The following is an 18,592-nucleotide window of genomic DNA, read 5'->3' as shown; positions in this document are numbered from 1 at the left end:
GGCTTAGTTGTTTGAGATTGTTCGAAGACTTTGTCCTACAACTGTGGAGGAGCCGGCTCTTCAGTGGTCTTTTTGTATGCGGTGGTCGTTCCACCCTCTAGCTCAGCTAGCTCCTTCTCCAAGCGCGCCGCTTCCGCGAGCGCTTCGCGTTCGCGTGCTTCAAGCTCGTCCAACTCGCGTTTGCGTTCTATGGCGGCGTCGCGTTTCTTTTGTTGAATGGCAAGGCGTTCCTCAGCTGCCTCGGCTCGGCTGGTCATTTCATCGAGCTCCTCTTCGGTGATACGAAAGCCTTCAGCTATCTCCAGCTCTTCTTGAAGTTGCGATTTCTCTTTCTCCTGAGCCCGCTTCTGCATGGCGATGGCTTGGTTGTAGGCGCGTTGCTGGGCGAGTGTGTCCTGACGCTTGTTTTCGCGATTTTGGGCCACTGCGCCAATTACGGTACCTACGACCGCGCCAGCAGCACCGGCTGCGGCGATTCCGCCTGCATCCTCGCCGGCGATAAGGCCTCCGACGGCTCCAATTCCGCCGCCCACGGTTGCGCCTTTGACTGTTTTAGATGCAGCTGGCCCGGCGCAACCCGTTTGGAAAATGAGGGCGGCTGAGGCTAGCAGAGCGAGAGGGGTGGAGATTAGGGCGTGCTTCCGGTTCATATTACAATTAACTACGATTGAGATCTATTGATTGGATTCGCTAATTTTTTTTTTCGGGGTATGGATTGTTCAACAGTACATTAGTTAGCCGCATCGGCTGAGAATTTCAATGAAACTATGTTGATTCATGACTCGTATAAAGGATCGTATGCGAGGCTGGATTTCGTTCCGAGTTAAGCCAACCTAGTTCATTCCTACCCTAACCACAGCAAGAGCACCTAGTAAACATATGAAGAGGAACAGCTTTCTGTCCCGTGAGTTTATCGTTTTGGCTCTGGGCCTCGTTTTTTCGGTCCTAGTCGTTTTTTCCACTTACCGCTACTACGTGTGGCCGGTAGCAGAAGATATTCAAATCGCCAGCTTGGTGGAAGCGAACCAAAACCCGGATAAGCCGAAGGTTGCGAACCGTTCCATCGTAGTAATCCTGAAGGATAAGGAGCAAATGGTCTGCTTGATGCTGATGACTTGGGCTATGATCATTTTGGTCTACAAGGCGTACGGAGTTTCTCGGGAGCGTTCAGTTGTCAGTCACCCTTTTCTCGGTATTTCCAAAGGGGAGCGCATCATCCCGGAGGACTCGCTCGCTCACTATAAGGAGCTCAAGGAGGATGTGAGGCGCAATCCGAAGCTGCGCGACAAGATATTGCCGGAAATTATCTTGGCCGCATTGCATCGTTTCGACTCGACCCGTTCCATTCAAGACGCGTCGCTCGCTGTCCATGAGCGCTCTGAGATGGCCTACGACGAACTCGACTCGGATCTAGGGATGCTGCGCTACTTGGCTTGGGCAATCCCGTCGGTAGGATTCATTGGGACGGTACGCGGTATTGGCGAGGCATTGGCTCTCGCAGACGAAGCGATCCGTGGGGATATTTCCGGCGTGACTGCTGCCCTCGGCCTTGCTTTCAATTCTACCCTGATCGCACTTCTGCTCAGTATCGCTCTGATGTTTTTCCTACACCTTCTCCAGTCTAAGCAAGAGAAGCTTCTTATCGACCTTAAGGAATTTGCGACGAAACGAGTGGTGGCGCTGATGAAAACGCCTGAGCACGAAGAGACGCAAATCAGCTTTCGCTAAACGCAACGCAGTAACCCAAGAAAGAATTGACCAAGTATGGCTACCCTAGGAATTGAGCTGAGCGATGTCGGGGTGCACGGCGTCGTGATCAACGACGATGGCTCGACCCGCACTCTTCAGCTCGACAGCGAATCGGAGCGTTTACCGGCTTATGCCTTCTCAGGCTCGAACACGGACACCTTGGTCTTCGGAAGTGAAGCCCAAGAGCTAGGGCAAGTTTTCCCGCGCCGTGTGAATTCCTCCTTCATCGATGAACTGTCGCTGCAATCGACAAATTTTGAGGGAAGGCAATCTCGCATCGCGTATTCGCAGATCGCCTACAAGTTTTTCACCGAACTAGTCGGACGGCTTCGCCGCGAGGTAGAGAACGTGGAACGCGTGGTAGTGGCTGTTCCGGGACACTATCTCGAGCAAAACGAAATATCTGAGCAGCGCATCGGAATTCTTCTCGGAATCTTAAACGACCTGAAGGTTCCCGTGGTAGGCGTCGTGGATATGGCGGCGGCTTCCTTGTATAGCGAAGGGCTTTGGGGGGTCGCAGAAGGCGAGCGAATGTTCCATTTGGACCTGCTGCTCCACGCGACACATATTACGGTGTTCAACAAACGGTTTGGATTGGAGCGGGTTTATTTTTCGCGCCAGCCGCAAAATGGTTTCCATTCGATGCAGGAGCGGTTCGCGAACGCTTTGGCGAGCAGGTTTTTGAAGCAGACCTCCTTCGACATTACCGAGGACCGTAAGATCGAGCAAGCTTTCCACGCGCAAACAAGGGAAATGCTGTTTCATCTGGGTAAGACTGGCGAAGCCAGCTTGGAGGTCTCGACCCGCGAAAAATCCCGTCAAATGACAGTAACGCGTGATCTGGCAGCGCTTGACCTCGCACCTTACGTCAAGGTGCTCACGCAGATCTTGCTACGAGCAGTTAACGATTACGGCGATGGCGATCGTCCGGTTCAGGTCATCCTTTCGGAACGAGCTGCTGCTATCCAAGGTCTCAAGGAATCTATCATCGCTCAAGGTGTGGGAGTGGTTAAACAGCTACCCGCAGAGAGCGCTGCTTTCGGCGCGGCGAACCTAGGCAAAACCTGGGATGTGCCCGATAGCATCGAGGATGTGCGTGTAGAAACCGGCATAAATCTCGATGTACCGCAAGAAGGGGAAGGCGAGCTTCCGCATCCTCGAGTACCTGTAGGAGCCATCCGACTGGTGAAGCAGGGAAAATCCCTGAATCCCACCCACATCGTGTGCGACGGTTTAGCGTATGAGCTAGGCACGGGAGATTTTATTATAGGATTCGGAGAGTCCGAGGATTTTCACCTTGTTGTTGAACGAGACCTGACGCCCTCTCCGGCGGAGCTTTGTAGGCTGAAGTTTGAAGACGATCGTTGGATATTGGCGGAGTCGAAAAGCACAATCATCGAGTCCGTATCCGCTAGCAGCTTACGCGCTGGAGATTCGTTCGAGGTCGCTTTGCCTGGCCGGCGTAAACAGCTGTTGCTGATTCACTGTATTCAGTAGAAGGATACTCAAGGTAGCTGAATTATGAGTCGCAAAAGAAAAGAAACAGAAGTTTTTAGCCTGTCATTCCTAGACTGCGTTTGCTGTGGTTTCGGGGCGGTGCTCTTGCTGTTCGTTTTGACTGCGAGTCGGAAGGCGGAGGAGATGGATGACCTGCAGTCGGCGATTATGGAGATCATCGGCGAGATGGAAGACGAGATCGCCAAGAACGACAAGGAGATCGAGGACAGAAAACTGACTCTTGCCTACGAAACCGAGCGTGCTGAGGACAGTGGAGCGCGACTGGACGAAACAAAGAAACGGCACACTGAGCTAGACGATATGCTCAAATTGCTGTTGGCTCAATTAGCGGCAATTGAGGAGGAGCTCGGTAAGCTCATCGACGACAAGGAGAATATGCCGAAACAGGAGGAGAAAGCTCCGATTCCGATTCCCAATCCCGACAAGCGCCAGTATTTGACGGGCTTCGACATCATGGGTAAACAGGTTCTATTCTTGGTCGAGGCCTCGGCTGGTATGACTGCTGATACGATCGTCGAGGCGACCGAGTACGCGGAGAAGAGCGAAAAGGAACGTCGGAACGCGCCAAAGTGGAAACGCGTTAAGCTAGCATTGCGCTGGTTGATCGCCAACATGAAAGAGGGCGGCAATTACAAGATCATTTTCTTCAACAAAGAGCTGGTGCCGCTCGAAGTTGGATTCGGACGCGATTGGTTCGATCCCATGGACAACGACCTGACAGTTGAAGTATTGAATGCGATAGACGATATCACGCCGGAAGGGGGCGCGAATCTCGAGAAGGCCTTTGCTATCGTGAATGAGCTTCCTATAGAGCCGGACCGCTTGGTTTTGATTTGTGACGGATTGCCAACGCTGGCAGATTCATACGGCGGTAGTAACCAAGTTATGTACGACGATCGCGTCGCGATGTTACGCATGGCCCAGAACGCCTTGGACATCGACCTGCCGGTAAACACAATCATGTATCCATTAATGCCTGACCCAGGTTCGGCAGTGCACTTCTGGCGTTTAGCAAACGCAAGCGGCGGATCAATGATTAGCCCGTCGGAGGGGTGGCCTGACCTATGAGTCGGCGTTCGAGAAAGACAGAGGTGTTCAGCCTGTCGTTTCTGGACTGTATTTGCTGCGGTTTCGGAGCGATTATCTTGCTCTTCATTGTATCGATGGGAGTCCAAGCCACTGAGATCGTGAAGCTTCAAAAAGTGCTGGAGAACACAGTCATGCAAAAGCAGCTCATGCTGGCGGATTACCAGATTCGCAAGGACGAGTTGGATGTGCATCTGGACTTGGAGAAAACCAAGCGCAAAAAGAAAGATGCGGAACGCAACTCGCTCGAGGCGCTCATCGCCAAGCTGAAGCAACAGATAAGCGACAAGGAAAAGGCGAAGGAGCTTTTCATAACTGACTTAGAGTCGATCAAGGAGGAGCTGGCGGCCTTTCAAACGGAGCCGGAAGTCGAGCAGAAGATTATCAAGCCAGTACCGATAGGTGTGCCAGTCGAGAGCAATTATATAGCGTTTGTCATCGATACTTCGGGAAGTATGCGTGAGAGCAGCACTAACCGCATCAACCCTCACGTCGTCAGGAAGTTCGAAGAGGTGGTGATGTCTTACCCTGAAGTAAAGGGTATCCAACTTTTGGATGCGAGCGGGCACTTTATCATGGGCTCCCGTATGGGCGGAAAGTGGCTTCAGGATTCGCCAGAGATGCGCGAGGCAATGGTCCGTCAGGTGCTCCTTTACCCTTACGAGAGTGAGAGTAATCCGGTACCCGGCATCCGTCGCGCGATCCGTACCCTCTATGATCCAAACGTGGAGGAATTCCATTTTGGCGTTTATGTCTTTGGTGACGAATTTACAGGTAAGCCAGAGCCTGTGCTGCAGGAAATTCGCAAGTTGAACAAAGACAAGGACGGCAACCGGATCGCCCGTATTAATGCCATCGGTTTTCCAAATGTGATACACAATGGAGCGATGATCCTGCAAAATTCCGGAGTCAAATTTGCGAAGCTGATGCATGACCTTACCTACGAGCATGGAGGGGCGTTCATCGGTATGAACCGGGAAAACCTAGACAACATCGATCGCAACGAGACGGACCGGTATCCGAGACCTCCACCACCGCCGATCAACAGGGGCGGTGGGGTGATCATCCGTTTCCCCTAGGAAGCCAATTTAACTGAAGGCCCGACTTTTGTAGCCGGGCCTTTGTATTTGAAAATTGTAGACGCGAGTCTTCTAGCTTCCCGGCTTGATTGCGGGGATGTTCTTCAAATGATCGGGGAGGTTTTCGGGGTCGTAAGTTGGGAACCCCATTTCCAGAAGGGAGTGCAGTGGGGCTTCGAAGCTAACTTTTCCTTGGCTGCGGTCGACCAGAACACCGATACCTGCCACTACTCCGCCGTTTTTCTTGACGATTTCTACTGCTTCGTTGACGCGTCCGCCACGAGTAACGACGTCTTCGACGATGAGGATACGCTCGCCTTTTGCTATCTTGAAGCCTCGGCGCAGTTCGAGTTTGTCGTCCACCTTTTCCACGAATATGTATCGCTTGTCGAATTGGCGGGCGACCTCTTGTCCGACCACGAGGCCTCCCATGGCGGGAGCCAGTACGGTATCGAAGGAAACAGTATCGAGCTTGGGCTTGAGGAGCTCGATGAGTCGGCTGACTTCGCCAATGTGCTGGCAGACTTGAGCGCACTGAAAGAAGAACTCGCTACGAAGACCGGAGCGAAGGATGAAATGTCCCTCGAGTAGCGCTTTGGTGCGTTTGAATATTTCTAGAACTTCGTCCTGCGTGGATTGCATGGCGGGCAAATTGGAGAGCGGGGCGAAAGCAATCCAGCAAAAAAGCCCTCGTTAGCCTGAGGAAAGCAGGATTCGACAGCTAGGGGAACAAAGCTGAGCTCTTAGGTTCTTAGTTACTTAGCCGATCTATTCCTAAGGCGTGCGACAAAGTCGCGGCGCTCAGCAAATCAAACTACTTATCAACTATGAACGAGACGAACGGCATAACCGAATCTAGCTGGATCTGGGGTTCAGTCTGGATTTTCTACGCACTTTTTTACGGCCGTTACTTCAAGCATGTAGCACGTCAAATGAAGCCGGATTTAAGGCTGGTCGACGTTCAAGGTTCACCTGAACGCCTGGCCCGCAAGGCGAGAAGTTGCAGGCGATTTGCTCTTTTCTTGTCGATCCCTACGGTGCTGGACCTCATTCGAACCACAGATTTCACCCGTGGTATGATCTCTCTCGCTCCTTGCCTTTTCGGAATTTGGGTTATGTATTCGGTTTGGAACGAAGTGTTTCGATCAAAGATTCCAAAGGCGGACGCGGCTTCCGCCAAATACCGCGAGCGGCTCTAGCCCAGCGAATAAACGAGTTTCAAAGAACGACGACCGTTGGGTCGTCGTTTTTTGTTTGGTAAGATTGGAGCGCGGCTTAGCCGCGCTTGGAAACCTCGATCACGTCGTGCGGCGCGGATTCGACCATGCCCGCTCCGGAGATGCGAACGAAGCGGGCCTTTCTCTTGAGCTCGGGTACAGTCGCGGCTCCGAGGTAGCCCATACCGGCTTGAATTCCGCCTGCCATGGGAGCTAGCGTTTCGGCAACGGTACCTTGGACTTCTTTCATGCCTTCGATGCCTTCGGCCGTCAGTTTCCGAGTGGTGTCCTTCTTGTCTTGTCCGTAGCGGGAGGCAGACCCTTTTTCCATGGCGCTAAGACTGCCCATGCCGCGGTAGCTCTTGTAGAGCTTACCATTGATTTCGATGAGCTCCCCGGGAGCTTCGCGGCAACCTGCCAGCATGCCGCCGAGAATGACTGCATCGGAAAGAGTGAGAGCCTTCACCATGTCGCCCGATTTGGTGATACCGCCGTCCGCGATGATACGAACACCCTTTTTCTTGGCTCCTTGGGAGGCCACGTAAAGTGCTGTGAGCTGAGGTATGCCGACTCCCGCCACGATTCGAGTCGTGCAAATCGAACCGGGCCCCTGGCCGATCTTGATGGCGTTCGCTCCGCAGTCGGCGAGATACTCGACGCCGCTGGCAGAGGTCACGTTTCCAGCGATTATGGTGAGATCGGGGAACTGCGAGCGGACGAACTTTACGGTTTCGCCGACACCGGCGGAATGGCCGTGAGCAGTTGAAACGGCAACTGCGTCGACCTTTTCGGTTACGAGATTTCCGACGTGTTTGGCGATGGCATCGTGATCCAAAGTGCCGTCCGGTTTACGAATTGCCGAAATGGCGGCGCCGACCACGAGGCGGAAGTCTGAGTCGCGAGCGGGTTTGAGGACAGACTGCGACTCGGCATTTATGCGCTCAATATCGGAAAGGGAAACGATGCCTTTGAGGAAGCGATCATCGTCGACCACGAGCAGTTTATTGATACCGATGTGCTTGCTGAAGAAAGCGTCCGCGACGGTGATAGGGTCGTGGAGCACGTCCTTTTGGTTCATCGTATGAACTTGCTCGATCGAGTCCATTGCGTCTTTCACCGCGAGTCCGCTGTAGCGCTCTTTCACCACTCGACTGCTCAGGAGGCCGGCGAGTCGTTTGGTTTCGTCTACCACTGGGAAGGTGCGGAACTTATAGCCCTTTTCCTCGATTAGCGAAAGTACGTCGCCGATCATCAGATGATCTGGTATGGTGATCGGGTTAGGCAGAAGTCCGTTGATGTGATACTTGACGCGAGTGACCTGTGACACCTGCTCTCTGTAGGGCATGTTGTAGTGGATGATACCCATACCGCCGGATAGCGCCATATGGATGGCCATTTGGTACTCGGTTACCGTATCCATGTCCGAAGAAAGGATCGGGAGGTTGAGTTTGAGGCGATCGGACAGGGAAGTCGCGAGAGAGGCGTTTCTGGGGAGGATCTCCGTGTAGTTGGTCGCCAACGACACGTCGTCGTATGTCAGTGCGTTATCTCGTTGCGCGGTGAAGAAGTCGTCGCTGCCGAGATAGTAGTTGTCCTCGTTGAAGTCGTTTGAACTCAGGCTGGCCATAGTCCGGATTAGGGAGAGGCTTGTGGGGAATCAAGAATTTTGGCCTCGATATTTGATTTTTTTTGTTCTCCAAGAGGTAGCTTCAAAATCACGCCGCTCCATGCATCGCTTCGAATATAAGGCCTACCGCCGCCATTTCTCAGGGAATTTTTCTAACGCTCGGGAGAGCTACGCGACTCGAGAGGGAATTTTGATCCGTTTGGAAGATGGCGATGGGCGGGTTGGGTTCGGTGAAGTTGCCCCCATCTTGGGATTTGGTACCGAGAGCTTCGCAACGGCTCTGGGTGTGGTGGAGTCTTTCGGGCAGAAATTTGAGGTGGAGTCGGTTCTGCCGGAACTTGGCGGTTATCCTTGCCTCATCTGGGCAATCGAGTCGGCGCTTCGCATGATCGCCGAAGAAGGGCTTTGGCCAGAATTGCAAAAACCTTGGCCGATCTGCGGACTAGTCACGAACCTAAGCGATGTGGCGGATGTCGAGGAGAAGCTCAAGATGCACTACCAATGCCTGAAGTTTAAGATTGGAAAAGGTAGCCTGCTCGATGAGTTGAAGGCATTGGATCGAGTGATCGAGATGAGTGATGGAAAAGTCTCTGTTCGATTGGATGCAAACGGGATGCTTGATTACCGTTTGGCAGTGTCTTGGCTAGAGCGCGCTGCGGAGCTACCGGTAGAGTTTATCGAGCAACCGTTGCCGCGCGGTAGCGAAGTCGAGATGCGTCGCCTCGCCGCGGATTTTCCGACTCCTTTGGCCTTGGACGAGTCTGTTGGCTCGGTGGACGATTTGAAACGGTGGCGGGACGATCAGTGGGCGGGACTTTACGTGATCAAGCCCTCGATTAGTGGCAGTCTCGGAGCGATGGAGCAAGAGCTCGAAAGTGGAGCGGGAGACTGCGTTTTTTCGTCATCCTTAGAATCTATGGTTGGAACGGCGAATGCTATCGGATTTGCGATCCGACAAGAAGGCTCGATGCGTGCACTAGGTTTTGGAGTGGAGAGTCTGTTCAGAGACAGGAATTTCGGATTAGACTTGGGTCCATTCTTGCAGAACGGCGCCTTACCGAGTAGCGATACCCTCGAAAGCCTGTGGAACCTGACTTAGATAGACTCTTTGATTTCGAATCTCATGGTGGACTGTTCCCGCAGTTCAGATCTGTTTGGGATCCGGTTTATTCCGCGGCACACGGATGGGTAGACAAGCTGCGTGATAGCGGTAAAGGCAGAACGCGCGTCGCGATCATGGCCACGCATCCGCTCAGTTTTGCAGCGCTATTTCTTGCGTTCTCGCGAGAAGAGGTTGACCTGTTCCTTTTCAACCCAACTTGGGGAAGAGTTGAGCTGGATACGGCGAGGCGTGTATCCAATGTGCAATACGAAATCTCGGATTCCGGTCCCGGCGTTTTTGCATGCTCGAGGAACGAAGCGGCAAGATTGTCGACCACGGTGGAGATGGGTAGAAATCTGTTGCGAGTGATGATCCCGACGGGCGGCACTTCTGGACGGATTCGTTTCGCAATCCATGATTGGAGCACCCTCGCGGCTGCGGCCTACGGTTTCCAAGCTCACATCTCCTGCAGCAAGATGGCGGGACACTGTGTCTTGCCTCTCTATCACGTTAGCGGGTTCATGCAACTCGTGCGAGCTCTCCTGACGATGGGAAGCGTCGTATTCGGTCGGCTGGAAACCTTCGAGCGGGAGCATGCCTTGTTACTCGCGGAAGATCGGGAGGTCCGGTTTCTATCCTTGGTAGCGACCCAGCTCGAGCGCTTATTGAGAGACGAGGCGAACATACCGCGCCTCAAGGATTATCGAGCGATCTTCATCGGCGGAGGCCCTGCCCCAGTCGGGCTTCTCGAACGTTCGCGAAGCCTGCGTTTGCCGCTTGCCCCGACCTACGGAATGACAGAAACGGGCGCTCAGGTAGCTACCTTGTCACCTGAACAATTCCTAGCGGGCGAGATGCATCAAGGGAGAGCATTGCCGCATGTTCGCATCGACATTGTGAACGAGGAGGTAACGAGTGAACGTATGCCCGTAGGGGAGGTTGGCTTAATTCAAGTTTTAGGTATGTCATTATTTCGTGGATACTATGGCGATACTTTGTCTAAGTCGAACCTATCGGTGTTAACCACTGATCTCGGGCGTTTAGACGAGGCAGGACACTTGATGGTACTAGGCAGGGCTGACCGGGTTGTTATCACGGGGGGAGAGAAAGTGAACCTTCGCGAAGTGGAAATGGTTTTCGAGGCGAGTGGGCTAGTGAGCGATGTACACGCCTTTGGTATAGCTGATCGGGAGTGGGGCGAACTGCTAGCGGTGGCTTATGTGCCGCAGGACAGTGGTGTGAGCGAGGGTACGATCCGCGAAGTGATCGGACGGGAATTTTCAAACTATAAGATGCCCAAGAAATGGATACGGCTAAGCGAAATTCCCAGGAATGAAGCGGGAAAGCCAAACCTTCCTGAACTTGAAGCGAAAACAAGCGCGTAGAATACTTTCAATGGACAAAAGTGATATAGCGGACGTACTGAACGAGATAGCGACGCTACTCGAAATCAAAGGTGAGAACCCGTTTAAAATTCGTGCCTACCAGAATGGAGCCCGCAAACTGGAAACCCTGGAGGAGGACTTGGGAGATCTAGTGTCGGATGGGAAGCTCAAGGAAGTCGCTGGATTTGGGGATGCTCTCGTCCAGAAGATCACGGAGCTCTACGAAACGGGATCTTTAACGTTTTTCGAAAAACTAAAAGATTCGGTCGAACCGGGACTTGTATCCATGCTTGAGATACCGGGGCTAGGCGCTAAGAAGATCAAGAACATGCATAAAGAACTTGGTGTCGCTAGCATCGAGGAGTTGAAGATAGCTTGCGAGTCGGGCGCGGTTGCTGAACTGAAGGGATTTGGCAAGAAGACTGCGGAGAAGATTTTGCTGGGTATCGAGAACAGGGAAGCCTATGGAAGGCGTCATCTTTGGTGGGATGCGTTCGAGGTGGCCAAGCCAATATTAGATGGGCTGCAGAGTCTGCCTGAGGTAGATTCGGCATCTCACGCCGGTAGTTTGCGGCGCAAACGTGAAACGGTAGGAGACCTAGATTTTATTGTAGGATCGAAGACACCGAAGCCGATTATGGATTGGTTCGTTGCGCAAGAAGGTGTTAAGGAAGTGACGGCCCGCGGTGAGACGAAGTCTAGTGTACGATTCGAGAGTGGATTACAGGCGGATTTACGAGTAGTGCCACCAGAGCAGTTCTATTTCGCATTGCATCATTTTACGGGATCGAAGGATCACAACGTAGCGATGCGCCAACGAGCTTTATCGCGAGGTATGAGCTTGAGCGAGTGGGGGTTGAAGCCGGTGGACGAAGACGATTTCTCCAACAGTAAGGTCATATCTTCTGAAGAGGATCTCTTCAAGTACTTGGACCTTGAATACGTTTTGCCGGAACTCCGTGAAGGGGCCGGTGAGATCGAGGCGGCGGAGTCAGGTAAGTTGCCGCAGTTGTTGGACGGAAAATCGATACGCGGCGTTTTCCATAACCACACCACCGCTTCCGACGGACGTTGCTCGCTCGAAGAAATGACGAAGGCAGCTCAGGAGCGGGGATGGGAGTACTGGGGAACAGCTGATCACTCCAAGGCGAGCTTCCAGGCTAATGGCTTGGATGATGAACGTGTGCTCGAACAGATTTCGCTGATCGATTCCCTAAACAAGTCGAGGAAATTTTCGACGTACGTATTCTCAGGGGTAGAGTGCGACATCCTAACCGATGGCAGCTTGGATTTGGACGAGAGTACGCTGATGAGTTTAGACTACGTCGTTTCTTCCGTACACATTTCTATGACTCAAACTGAGGAGGACATGACTAAGCGATTAATTCGAGCGATCGAGCATCCAGCCACTACGATGCTGGGGCACCTGACAGGGCGGATTTTGCTGAGGCGCGAGGGTTATAAAGTCGATGTTTCTAAAGTCGTGGACGCGGCGATTGCCAACGGAGTCATTATCGAGATAAACGCGAACCCTCGGCGCTTGGATATGGACTGGAGGTTTTGGCGTCGAGCGGCGGATAAGGGCTTGATGACGAGTATCAACCCAGATGCTCACCGGATTGAGCATTTCGACTTCGTGGAAGCCGGGGTCAATGTCGCCCGCAAGGGCTGGCTCAACGAAAGCCACGTGTTCAACACGCTAAGCGTGGATGAGGTGAGGAAAGCGTTCGCGAAGCGACGGCCCGCTCTAGGGCGGCTAAAGGCTGTGTAGTGTTGCGGCGGATTACTCCCCGGTTTCTTCGGCCAGCATGATTTGCAGCTGGAGGTAGTCCGACACGAGCTTGCAGCGTTCTATGAGATTCGTGGTTTCGAGCGTTCGCAGCATCATGACTGAGCTGTTGCAGTAGGTTTGCATGATGAAGTGAGCGAGCATCTCGAGGTCGTCGATCGCATGGCAGGCAGCGTTTGCATTGTCTTCGTCTACTGCGACGAGCTCGTGGAGCTGATCCACCTTATCGAGTAGAACGACTACGATCTCTGCTTCGAATTCGTCTTGTGGGCGGTTTGTAGTAGGAAATTTGGATACACGGAGAATCGGGTAGGGTGTAAGTTGCGAAACCTCTTCGATTCTTACCCTATCGGTTCCTTCCAGCATTAGGATGGAAGTGCCGTCCGGATTTTGGGAGCTGACGCGGATGAGACCGACCGTTGCAACGAGCTGCTTGCGGTCTGAGTCGGAAATCGAGTCATTATCGGCTGCGTCGGGAACTCCGTTTGCAATTGCGAAAATACGATCTCCCCCCAGAGAGTCTGCCAACATCAATTGATACCGTTCCTCGAATATCCGAAGTGGCATGATCGTTTTGGGAAGCAAAACCGTTCCAGGTAGGATCATGGCAGGTAGCTCGTTAGGGATGGTCATGGTTTGTGAGAGTGATTTTGCAGCTAGAAGTTTCCATCAATCAGAAGGATTTGAGTCGGCTGTGTCTCAGTTGTGACAGCGGTGAAGGTATATGTCTCATGATTGTAAAAAAGTGGGACAAAAAGTGGGACAAAAGCAAGTTTACTGTTATTTGGTGAGGGGGTGTTTGGATAAGATAAAGACTGTAAGTAACACGAAAGCAATGAGTTGAGGATTTTAAAATCCCGTTGGTATATTGTTTGCTGATGCGATAGGCATGGGACGTGTATTAGGCATAGATCTAGGAACAACTAACTCCTGCATGGCAGTAATGGACGGCGACGAGCCGGTCGTAATACCAAATGCAGAAGGCGCACGTACGACTCCGTCGATCGTAGCGTTCAGCAAGACAGGTGAGCGGCTCGTGGGCCAGGCAGCAAAGCGCCAGGCGGTCACGAACCCGAAGAACACCATCTTTTCAGCCAAGCGGATGATCGGGCGCAGCTTCTCGGAGTTGAGTCAAGAAGCCTCGAGCCTTCCATACACGGTGGTAGGCGCAGACAATGGCGACGCTTACATAGAGTGTAAAGTGGGCGATAAGACCGAGAAGTTTGCCCCGCAGCAGATCGCATCATTCGTCTTGGCAAAGCTCAAGGCAGACGCGGAAGCGTATCTTGGCGAAACCATCACGGAAGCAGTCATTACCGTGCCGGCTTACTTCAACGATAGCCAACGCCAAGCAACCAAGGACGCTGGTAAGATCGCAGGCCTCAACGTTCTCCGTATCATCAACGAGCCTACTGCAGCTTCGCTCGCTTACGGCCTCGACAAGAAATCAGAGGAGAAGATTTCCGTATTCGACTTGGGTGGTGGTACCTTCGACGTATCGATCCTCGAAATCGGCGACGGCGTATTCGAAGTTAAGTCCACCAACGGTGACACCATGCTCGGTGGTGACAACTGGGATGAGCACATCATCAATTGGCTGGTCGCTGAGTTTAAGTCAGAAAATGGCATCGACCTGAAGGGTGACCCTATGGCTCTCCAGCGTTTGAAGGAAGAAGCGGAAAAGGCGAAGATCGCGTTGTCCTCATCCACGAATTACGACATCAATCTTCCGTTCATCACTGCGGATGCGTCTGGTCCCAAGCACTTGAATATTTCAGTGACGCGCTCGAAGCTCGAGCAGATCACCGATGATCTCTTCAGCCGCTTGAAGGTGCCTTTCAAGAACTGCTTGCGTGATGCTGACCTATCTACCTCGGATGTAGACGAGCTCGTTCTCGTTGGCGGTATGACCCGTATGCCGAAGGTTGTTCAGATTGCTGAAGAACTGGCTGGCAAAAAGCCTAACCAAGGTGTTAATCCTGACGAAGTGGTTGCAATCGGTGCGGCTATCCAGGGCGCGGTTCTTAAGGGCGATGTACGCGACGTACTTCTTCTTGACGTAACCCCTCTCACTCTCGGTATCGAAACGGCAGGTGGCGTATCCACAGCGATGATACCAAGAAACACTACGATTCCAGCGAAGAAGTCCCAGACATTCTCCACCTACGCGGACAACCAGCCATCCGTTGAGATTAAGGTTTTGCAGGGCGAAAGGCAGATGGCGACGGATAATAAGGTTCTCGGTACTTTCCACCTAGATGGCATTCCGCCAGCACCTCGTGGAACGCCGCAGATCGAAGTTACCTTCGACATCGACGCCAACGGTATCCTGAACGTTTCCGCTAAGGACAAGGGAACTGGCAAGGACCAGAAGATCACGATTACCGGATCCGGCGGTCTCTCTGAAGACGAAGTCGAAAAGATGACCAAGGACGCTGAGCTCCACGCTGAGGAAGACAAGAAGCGCAAGGAGTCGGTCGAAAGCCGTAATCAGCTCGATTCGTCCATCTACCAGATGGAGAAGATGCTGGGTGAAGCAGGTGATAAGCTACCCGCTGAAAAGAAGGCTCCAATCGAAGCCGCGATCGCTGAAGGCAAGAAGGCTCTAGAGTCTGACAATGCTGACGAGATCAAGGCTGCTCTCGAGAAGCTGACCAAGGTCGGCGCTGAGCTTTACCAGGAAGCGGCTTCCGCAGCCGGCGCAGGCGATCCAGCTGGTGCAGGTGCTCCACCTCCACAAGGTGGCGGTGACTCGGGTGAGAGCAAGAAGAGCAAGGATCCTAAGCAGGCTGACGTAGTGGACGCTGACTTCGAAGTGGTCGACGACGAGAAGAAGGACTAGTATTCAAACTTTTGGGACGTTTCGAACTGATTCGAGACGTCCCTTTCCATTCAATCAATCAATAAATAAATCTAACAAACTGTTAACTCACAATATGAGCGCATCAACATCAGTAAAAGTAAAACCCCTAGGTGATCGCGTGCTGATCAAGCACATCGAAGAAGACGAGCAAGTCCGCGGTGGTATCTATATCCCCGACTCTGCCAAGGAAAAGCCACAAGAGGCGGAAGTCATTGCCCTGGGCACTGGCTCCAAGGACGCAGACGGCAAGGCGATCGCTTTCAATGTAAAGGTTGGCGACAAGGTCCTCACTAGCAAGTACGGAGGTACTGAAGTGAAGGTCGATGGCGAAACCTATCTCCTCGTTCGCGAAGACGACATCCTCGGTATCATCGAGGGATAAGTTCGATTCGTTTCTAAGTAACCAACAATCAATTACACAAATATACTATAATGGCTAAGCAATTGCTATTTGATGAAAAGGCACGTCAAGCGGTTCTCCGCGGTGTTGAAACACTCGCCAAGGCGGTAAAAGTAACTCTCGGCCCTAAGGGTCGTAATGTCGTCATCGACAAGAAGTTTGGTTCTCCAAACGTGACCAAGGATGGCGTTACCGTTGCCAAGGAAATCGAGCTTCCAGATCCATACGAAAATATGGGCGCTCAGATGGTTCGCGAAGTTGCTTCCAAGACCTCAGACTCCGCTGGTGATGGTACTACCACTGCAACCGTTCTCGCTGAGTCTGTCTATCGTGCAGGTCTCAAGAACGTAACTGCCGGCAGCAACCCAATCTACCTCAAGCGCGGTATCGACAAGGCTGTTGAAGCCTGTGTAGCTGAGCTCGCTAAAATCTCCAAGGCTGTTGAGTCACGGGAAGAAGTTAAGCAGGTTGCAACTGTATCCGCAAACTGGGACGAAACGATCGGCGACATCATCGCTGACGCGATGGACAAGGTCGGCAAGGACGGAACGATCACCGTTGAAGAAGCCAAGTCCATGGAAACGACCCTCGACGTTGTCGAAGGTATGCAGTTCGACAAGGGTTACCTCTCTCCATACTTCACTACCGACAGTGAAACAATGGAAGCGGTTCTCGAAGACGCTTACATTCTCATCCACGAGAAGAAGATCTCTAACCTCAACGATTTGCTTCCGCTGCTTCAGTCGGTTGCGAAGACTGGTAAGCCATTCCTCCTCATAGCTGAGGACATCGAAGGTGAAGCCCTAGCAGCACTCGTTGTTAACAAGATCCGTGGCACGCTCAACGTTTGCGCGGTTAAGGCTCCTGGTTTCGGTGATCGTCGTAAAGCGATGCTCGAAGACATCGCGGTTCTTACCGGTGGTCGCTGCATCACTGAAGACCTCGGCCTCAAACTCGAGAACGTGCAGATTTCTGACCTCGGTTCTGCTAAGCGCGTTACTGTCGATAAGGAAAGCACCACTATCGTTGAAGGTGCCGGTTCTGCAAACGACATCCAAGGACGCGTTAAGCTCATCCGTCGTCAGATCGAAGAAACCTCTTCCGACTACGATCGCGAAAAGCTCCAAGAGCGTCTCGCGAAGCTCGCTGGCGGTGTTGCAGTCATCAATGTTGGTGCCGCAACCGAGCCAGACATGAAGGAAAAGAAGGCCCGTGTTGAAGATGCTCTTCACGCTACACGCGCTGCGGTTGAGGAAGGCATTGTCCCTGGTGGTGGTGTTGCTCTTCTCCGCGCTGCAAAGGCGATCGACTCTCTTAATCTCGAGGGTGACGAAGCGATTGGTGCTCAGATTATCAAGACTGCAGTTGCTGGTCCTATTCGTCAGCTCTGCGCAAACGCTGGCATCGAAGGTTCTGTTGTGGTCAAGGAAGTTCTCGCCCAGGAAGGCAACATGGGCTACAACGTTGCGACTGACACCTACGAAGACCTCCTGAAGGCTGGTGTTGTCGACCCAACCAAGGTAACGCGTTCCGCACTCCAGAATGCTGCTTCGATCTCTGGTCTCCTCCTCACAACGGAGTGTATGATCACAGATATCCCTGAAGAAAAGTCCAGTGGCGGCCATGCTGATATGGGCGGAATGGGCGGTATGGGTGGCATGGGCGGCATGATGTAGTCCGTCAGCCAATACAACTCTAAGCAAATACACACTCTACACTTGGCGGCTCTCTTCGGAGAGCCGCTTTTTTTGTTCACATTTGAGTCTCTTGCAGATGTGTGTCGGAATGATATTAGGCCCTTGAGCTAAGCCTATCCTGAAATCCCATAAGACCCAAGGCAGAGCCGTTGAATATAAAAAGCGAACGATTCGAATTCGGGTTAGATAGGAGGTCGGCTTTTGCTGTCATGTAGTGCTTGGCAGAGTACGTCGGGTCCATAACGAGCCCCAGCGTTTTCGCCACTCTGCGACATTCCTGTATAACGCTTGCGTTAATTGATCCAAATTTTGGGCACAATATTGGACTTAAGAATCTTAGCTCCACCTGTGGCTCGATTACTCTTTTGATTTTTTCAGAAAGCTGCGAACGAAATCGAGATAACTGTGCATTGAATCTTTCTTCGCAGTCAGCGATAAGGGTCACTACGATTTCGCGAGGAGTTGGAGGGGCCATGCTTTCAAGGCCCAGTATCAATCCTGTAGCGCTCATGCCGGTTCCGGAATCTATGTAGATTCTCGAGAACACCTGCTCAATTTCCATCTCATTCCGGAGAATATCCTTAGCTAGCGACATGGCGCCCGGGAGGGCTTCGAAGCCCGAGCAACCCTCTTCTAGGAGGTGGCTGCGAGTGTTTTGTTTTTCGAGATACTCTCGTGCGGTATCACCGACTTGTGACCATTGCTCGCGTGGGATCAATATCAACTCACTCTTGTCGAGAAGCATGTCGAGAAGCAGGGCATTGCCTCGGATCTGTTTGTCAGCAGCCTGTCGAACGAAGGCAATCGGCTTGATTCCATTTTCGCGGAGGATTTGCGCGAGCCCGACGAGATTATTTGAATTCGGTCCTCCAATCATACCGACCGTTTCGACCCTTTCCTTTATGAGGTGGGGAATCAAGCTCGAGTACTTGCGGAGCTTGCTTCCGCTTATCCCGGAGCTGAGCTCATCCTCTCTCTTTATCCAGAGTTTTTCAGCCTCGATTGAAGGGACTCTATGGATGCGGGTAGGGCGTGACAGGTTGGGGTCGACCTTATGCTCCAAAGTGAACGGGGTCATGT

Annotated in this window: 16 protein-coding genes; 11 read left to right on the top strand and 5 right to left on the bottom strand. The window is 52.5% G+C overall.

Annotated features, from left to right (window positions below; all coding sequences use genetic code 11):
- Positions 1–35 precede the first annotated feature (35 nt).
- Positions 36–650, bottom strand: coding sequence for a hypothetical protein (locus QEH53_RS06115; RefSeq protein ID WP_309022263.1), 615 nt, complete (start codon positions 648–650; stop codon positions 36–38).
- A 229-nt stretch (positions 651–879) separates the two neighbouring features.
- Here QEH53_RS06115 and QEH53_RS06110 point away from each other — a divergent pair, with 229 nt between their 5' ends.
- Genes QEH53_RS06110 through QEH53_RS06095 form a run of 4 tightly spaced genes read left to right on the top strand, consistent with a single transcriptional unit; the run spans position 880 to position 5,432 of the window.
- The gene (locus tag QEH53_RS06110) at positions 880–1,728 is read left to right on the top strand and encodes a MotA/TolQ/ExbB proton channel family protein (protein WP_309022262.1); all 849 of its coding nucleotides are present in this window, start codon (positions 880–882) and stop codon (positions 1,726–1,728) included.
- Between the two features lie 36 nt (positions 1,729–1,764).
- Positions 1,765–3,246 (top strand): hypothetical protein, encoded by a 1,482-nt coding sequence (locus tag QEH53_RS06105; protein WP_309022261.1) that lies wholly within the window; start codon positions 1,765–1,767, stop codon positions 3,244–3,246.
- A 24-nt stretch (positions 3,247–3,270) separates the two neighbouring features.
- Positions 3,271–4,335, top strand: a complete 1,065-nt coding sequence (locus QEH53_RS06100) for a hypothetical protein (RefSeq protein ID WP_309022260.1) — start codon at positions 3,271–3,273, stop codon at positions 4,333–4,335.
- Positions 4,332–5,432, top strand: coding sequence for a hypothetical protein (locus QEH53_RS06095; protein WP_309022259.1), 1,101 nt, complete (start codon positions 4,332–4,334; stop codon positions 5,430–5,432). Before QEH53_RS06100 ends, QEH53_RS06095 begins: the two co-directional genes overlap by 4 nt.
- 72 nt (positions 5,433–5,504) lie before the next feature.
- On the opposite strand, the gene pyrE is transcribed toward QEH53_RS06095, so the two are convergent.
- Complete coding sequence (gene pyrE, locus QEH53_RS06090) at positions 5,505–6,074, bottom strand: orotate phosphoribosyltransferase (RefSeq protein ID WP_309022258.1); 570 nt, start codon at positions 6,072–6,074, stop codon at positions 5,505–5,507.
- A 185-nt stretch (positions 6,075–6,259) separates the two neighbouring features.
- Here pyrE and QEH53_RS06085 point away from each other — a divergent pair, with 185 nt between their 5' ends.
- Positions 6,260–6,631, top strand: coding sequence for a hypothetical protein (locus QEH53_RS06085; RefSeq protein ID WP_309022257.1), 372 nt, complete (start codon positions 6,260–6,262; stop codon positions 6,629–6,631).
- 76 nt (positions 6,632–6,707) lie between these two features.
- Here QEH53_RS06085 and QEH53_RS06080 read toward each other — a convergent pair whose 3' ends face one another.
- Positions 6,708–8,276: an IMP dehydrogenase gene (locus QEH53_RS06080; RefSeq protein ID WP_309022256.1), complete on the bottom strand. Its 1,569-nt coding sequence runs from the start codon at positions 8,274–8,276 to the stop codon at positions 6,708–6,710.
- Between the two features lie 100 nt (positions 8,277–8,376).
- Between QEH53_RS06080 and menC the strand changes: the two genes are divergently transcribed.
- Genes menC through polX form a run of 3 tightly spaced genes read left to right on the top strand, consistent with a single transcriptional unit; the run spans position 8,377 to position 12,534 of the window.
- Positions 8,377–9,375: an o-succinylbenzoate synthase gene (gene menC, locus QEH53_RS06075; RefSeq protein WP_309022255.1), complete on the top strand. Its 999-nt coding sequence runs from the start codon at positions 8,377–8,379 to the stop codon at positions 9,373–9,375.
- Positions 9,360–10,763 carry an AMP-binding protein gene (locus QEH53_RS06070; RefSeq protein WP_309022254.1) on the top strand — a complete coding sequence of 468 codons (1,404 nt, stop codon included), beginning with the start codon at positions 9,360–9,362 and terminating at the stop codon, positions 10,761–10,763. The genes menC and QEH53_RS06070 overlap by 16 nt, the downstream gene beginning before the upstream one ends.
- A gap of 10 nt (positions 10,764–10,773) precedes the next feature.
- Positions 10,774–12,534 (top strand): DNA polymerase/3'-5' exonuclease PolX, encoded by a 1,761-nt coding sequence (polX, locus tag QEH53_RS06065; protein ID WP_309022253.1) that lies wholly within the window; start codon positions 10,774–10,776, stop codon positions 12,532–12,534.
- Positions 12,535–12,546: 12 nt separating this feature from the next.
- Here polX and QEH53_RS06060 read toward each other — a convergent pair whose 3' ends face one another.
- Positions 12,547–13,185, bottom strand: a complete 639-nt coding sequence (locus tag QEH53_RS06060; protein WP_309022252.1) for an LON peptidase substrate-binding domain-containing protein — start codon at positions 13,183–13,185, stop codon at positions 12,547–12,549.
- 256 nt (positions 13,186–13,441) lie between these two features.
- On the opposite strand from QEH53_RS06060, the gene dnaK reads away from it, so the two are divergent.
- The 3 genes from dnaK (at position 13,442) to groL (ending at position 17,491) form a co-directional block, all read left to right on the top strand.
- Positions 13,442–15,394: a molecular chaperone DnaK gene (gene dnaK, locus QEH53_RS06055; RefSeq protein WP_309022251.1), complete on the top strand. Its 1,953-nt coding sequence runs from the start codon at positions 13,442–13,444 to the stop codon at positions 15,392–15,394.
- Between the two features lie 94 nt (positions 15,395–15,488).
- The gene (gene groES / locus QEH53_RS06050) at positions 15,489–15,797 is read left to right on the top strand and encodes a co-chaperone GroES (protein WP_309022250.1); all 309 of its coding nucleotides are present in this window, start codon (positions 15,489–15,491) and stop codon (positions 15,795–15,797) included.
- 50 nt (positions 15,798–15,847) lie between these two features.
- Complete coding sequence (groL, locus tag QEH53_RS06045) at positions 15,848–17,491, top strand: chaperonin GroEL (protein ID WP_312843024.1); 1,644 nt, start codon at positions 15,848–15,850, stop codon at positions 17,489–17,491.
- Between the two features lie 115 nt (positions 17,492–17,606).
- Here the strand turns inward: groL and QEH53_RS06040 are convergent, their stop codons facing one another.
- A complete protein-coding gene (locus QEH53_RS06040) occupies positions 17,607–18,590 on the bottom strand; it encodes a pyridoxal-phosphate dependent enzyme (protein ID WP_309022249.1) in 984 nt (327 codons plus the stop codon).
- Between the last annotated feature and the right edge of the window lie 2 nt (positions 18,591–18,592).

The sequence above is a fragment of the Pelagicoccus sp. SDUM812002 genome (assembly GCF_031127835.1).
Lineage (GTDB): Bacteria > Verrucomicrobiota > Verrucomicrobiia > Opitutales > Opitutaceae > Pelagicoccus.
Note: the sequence above shows the minus strand (reverse complement) of the source record. Positions and strands in the feature narration are given on the sequence as shown.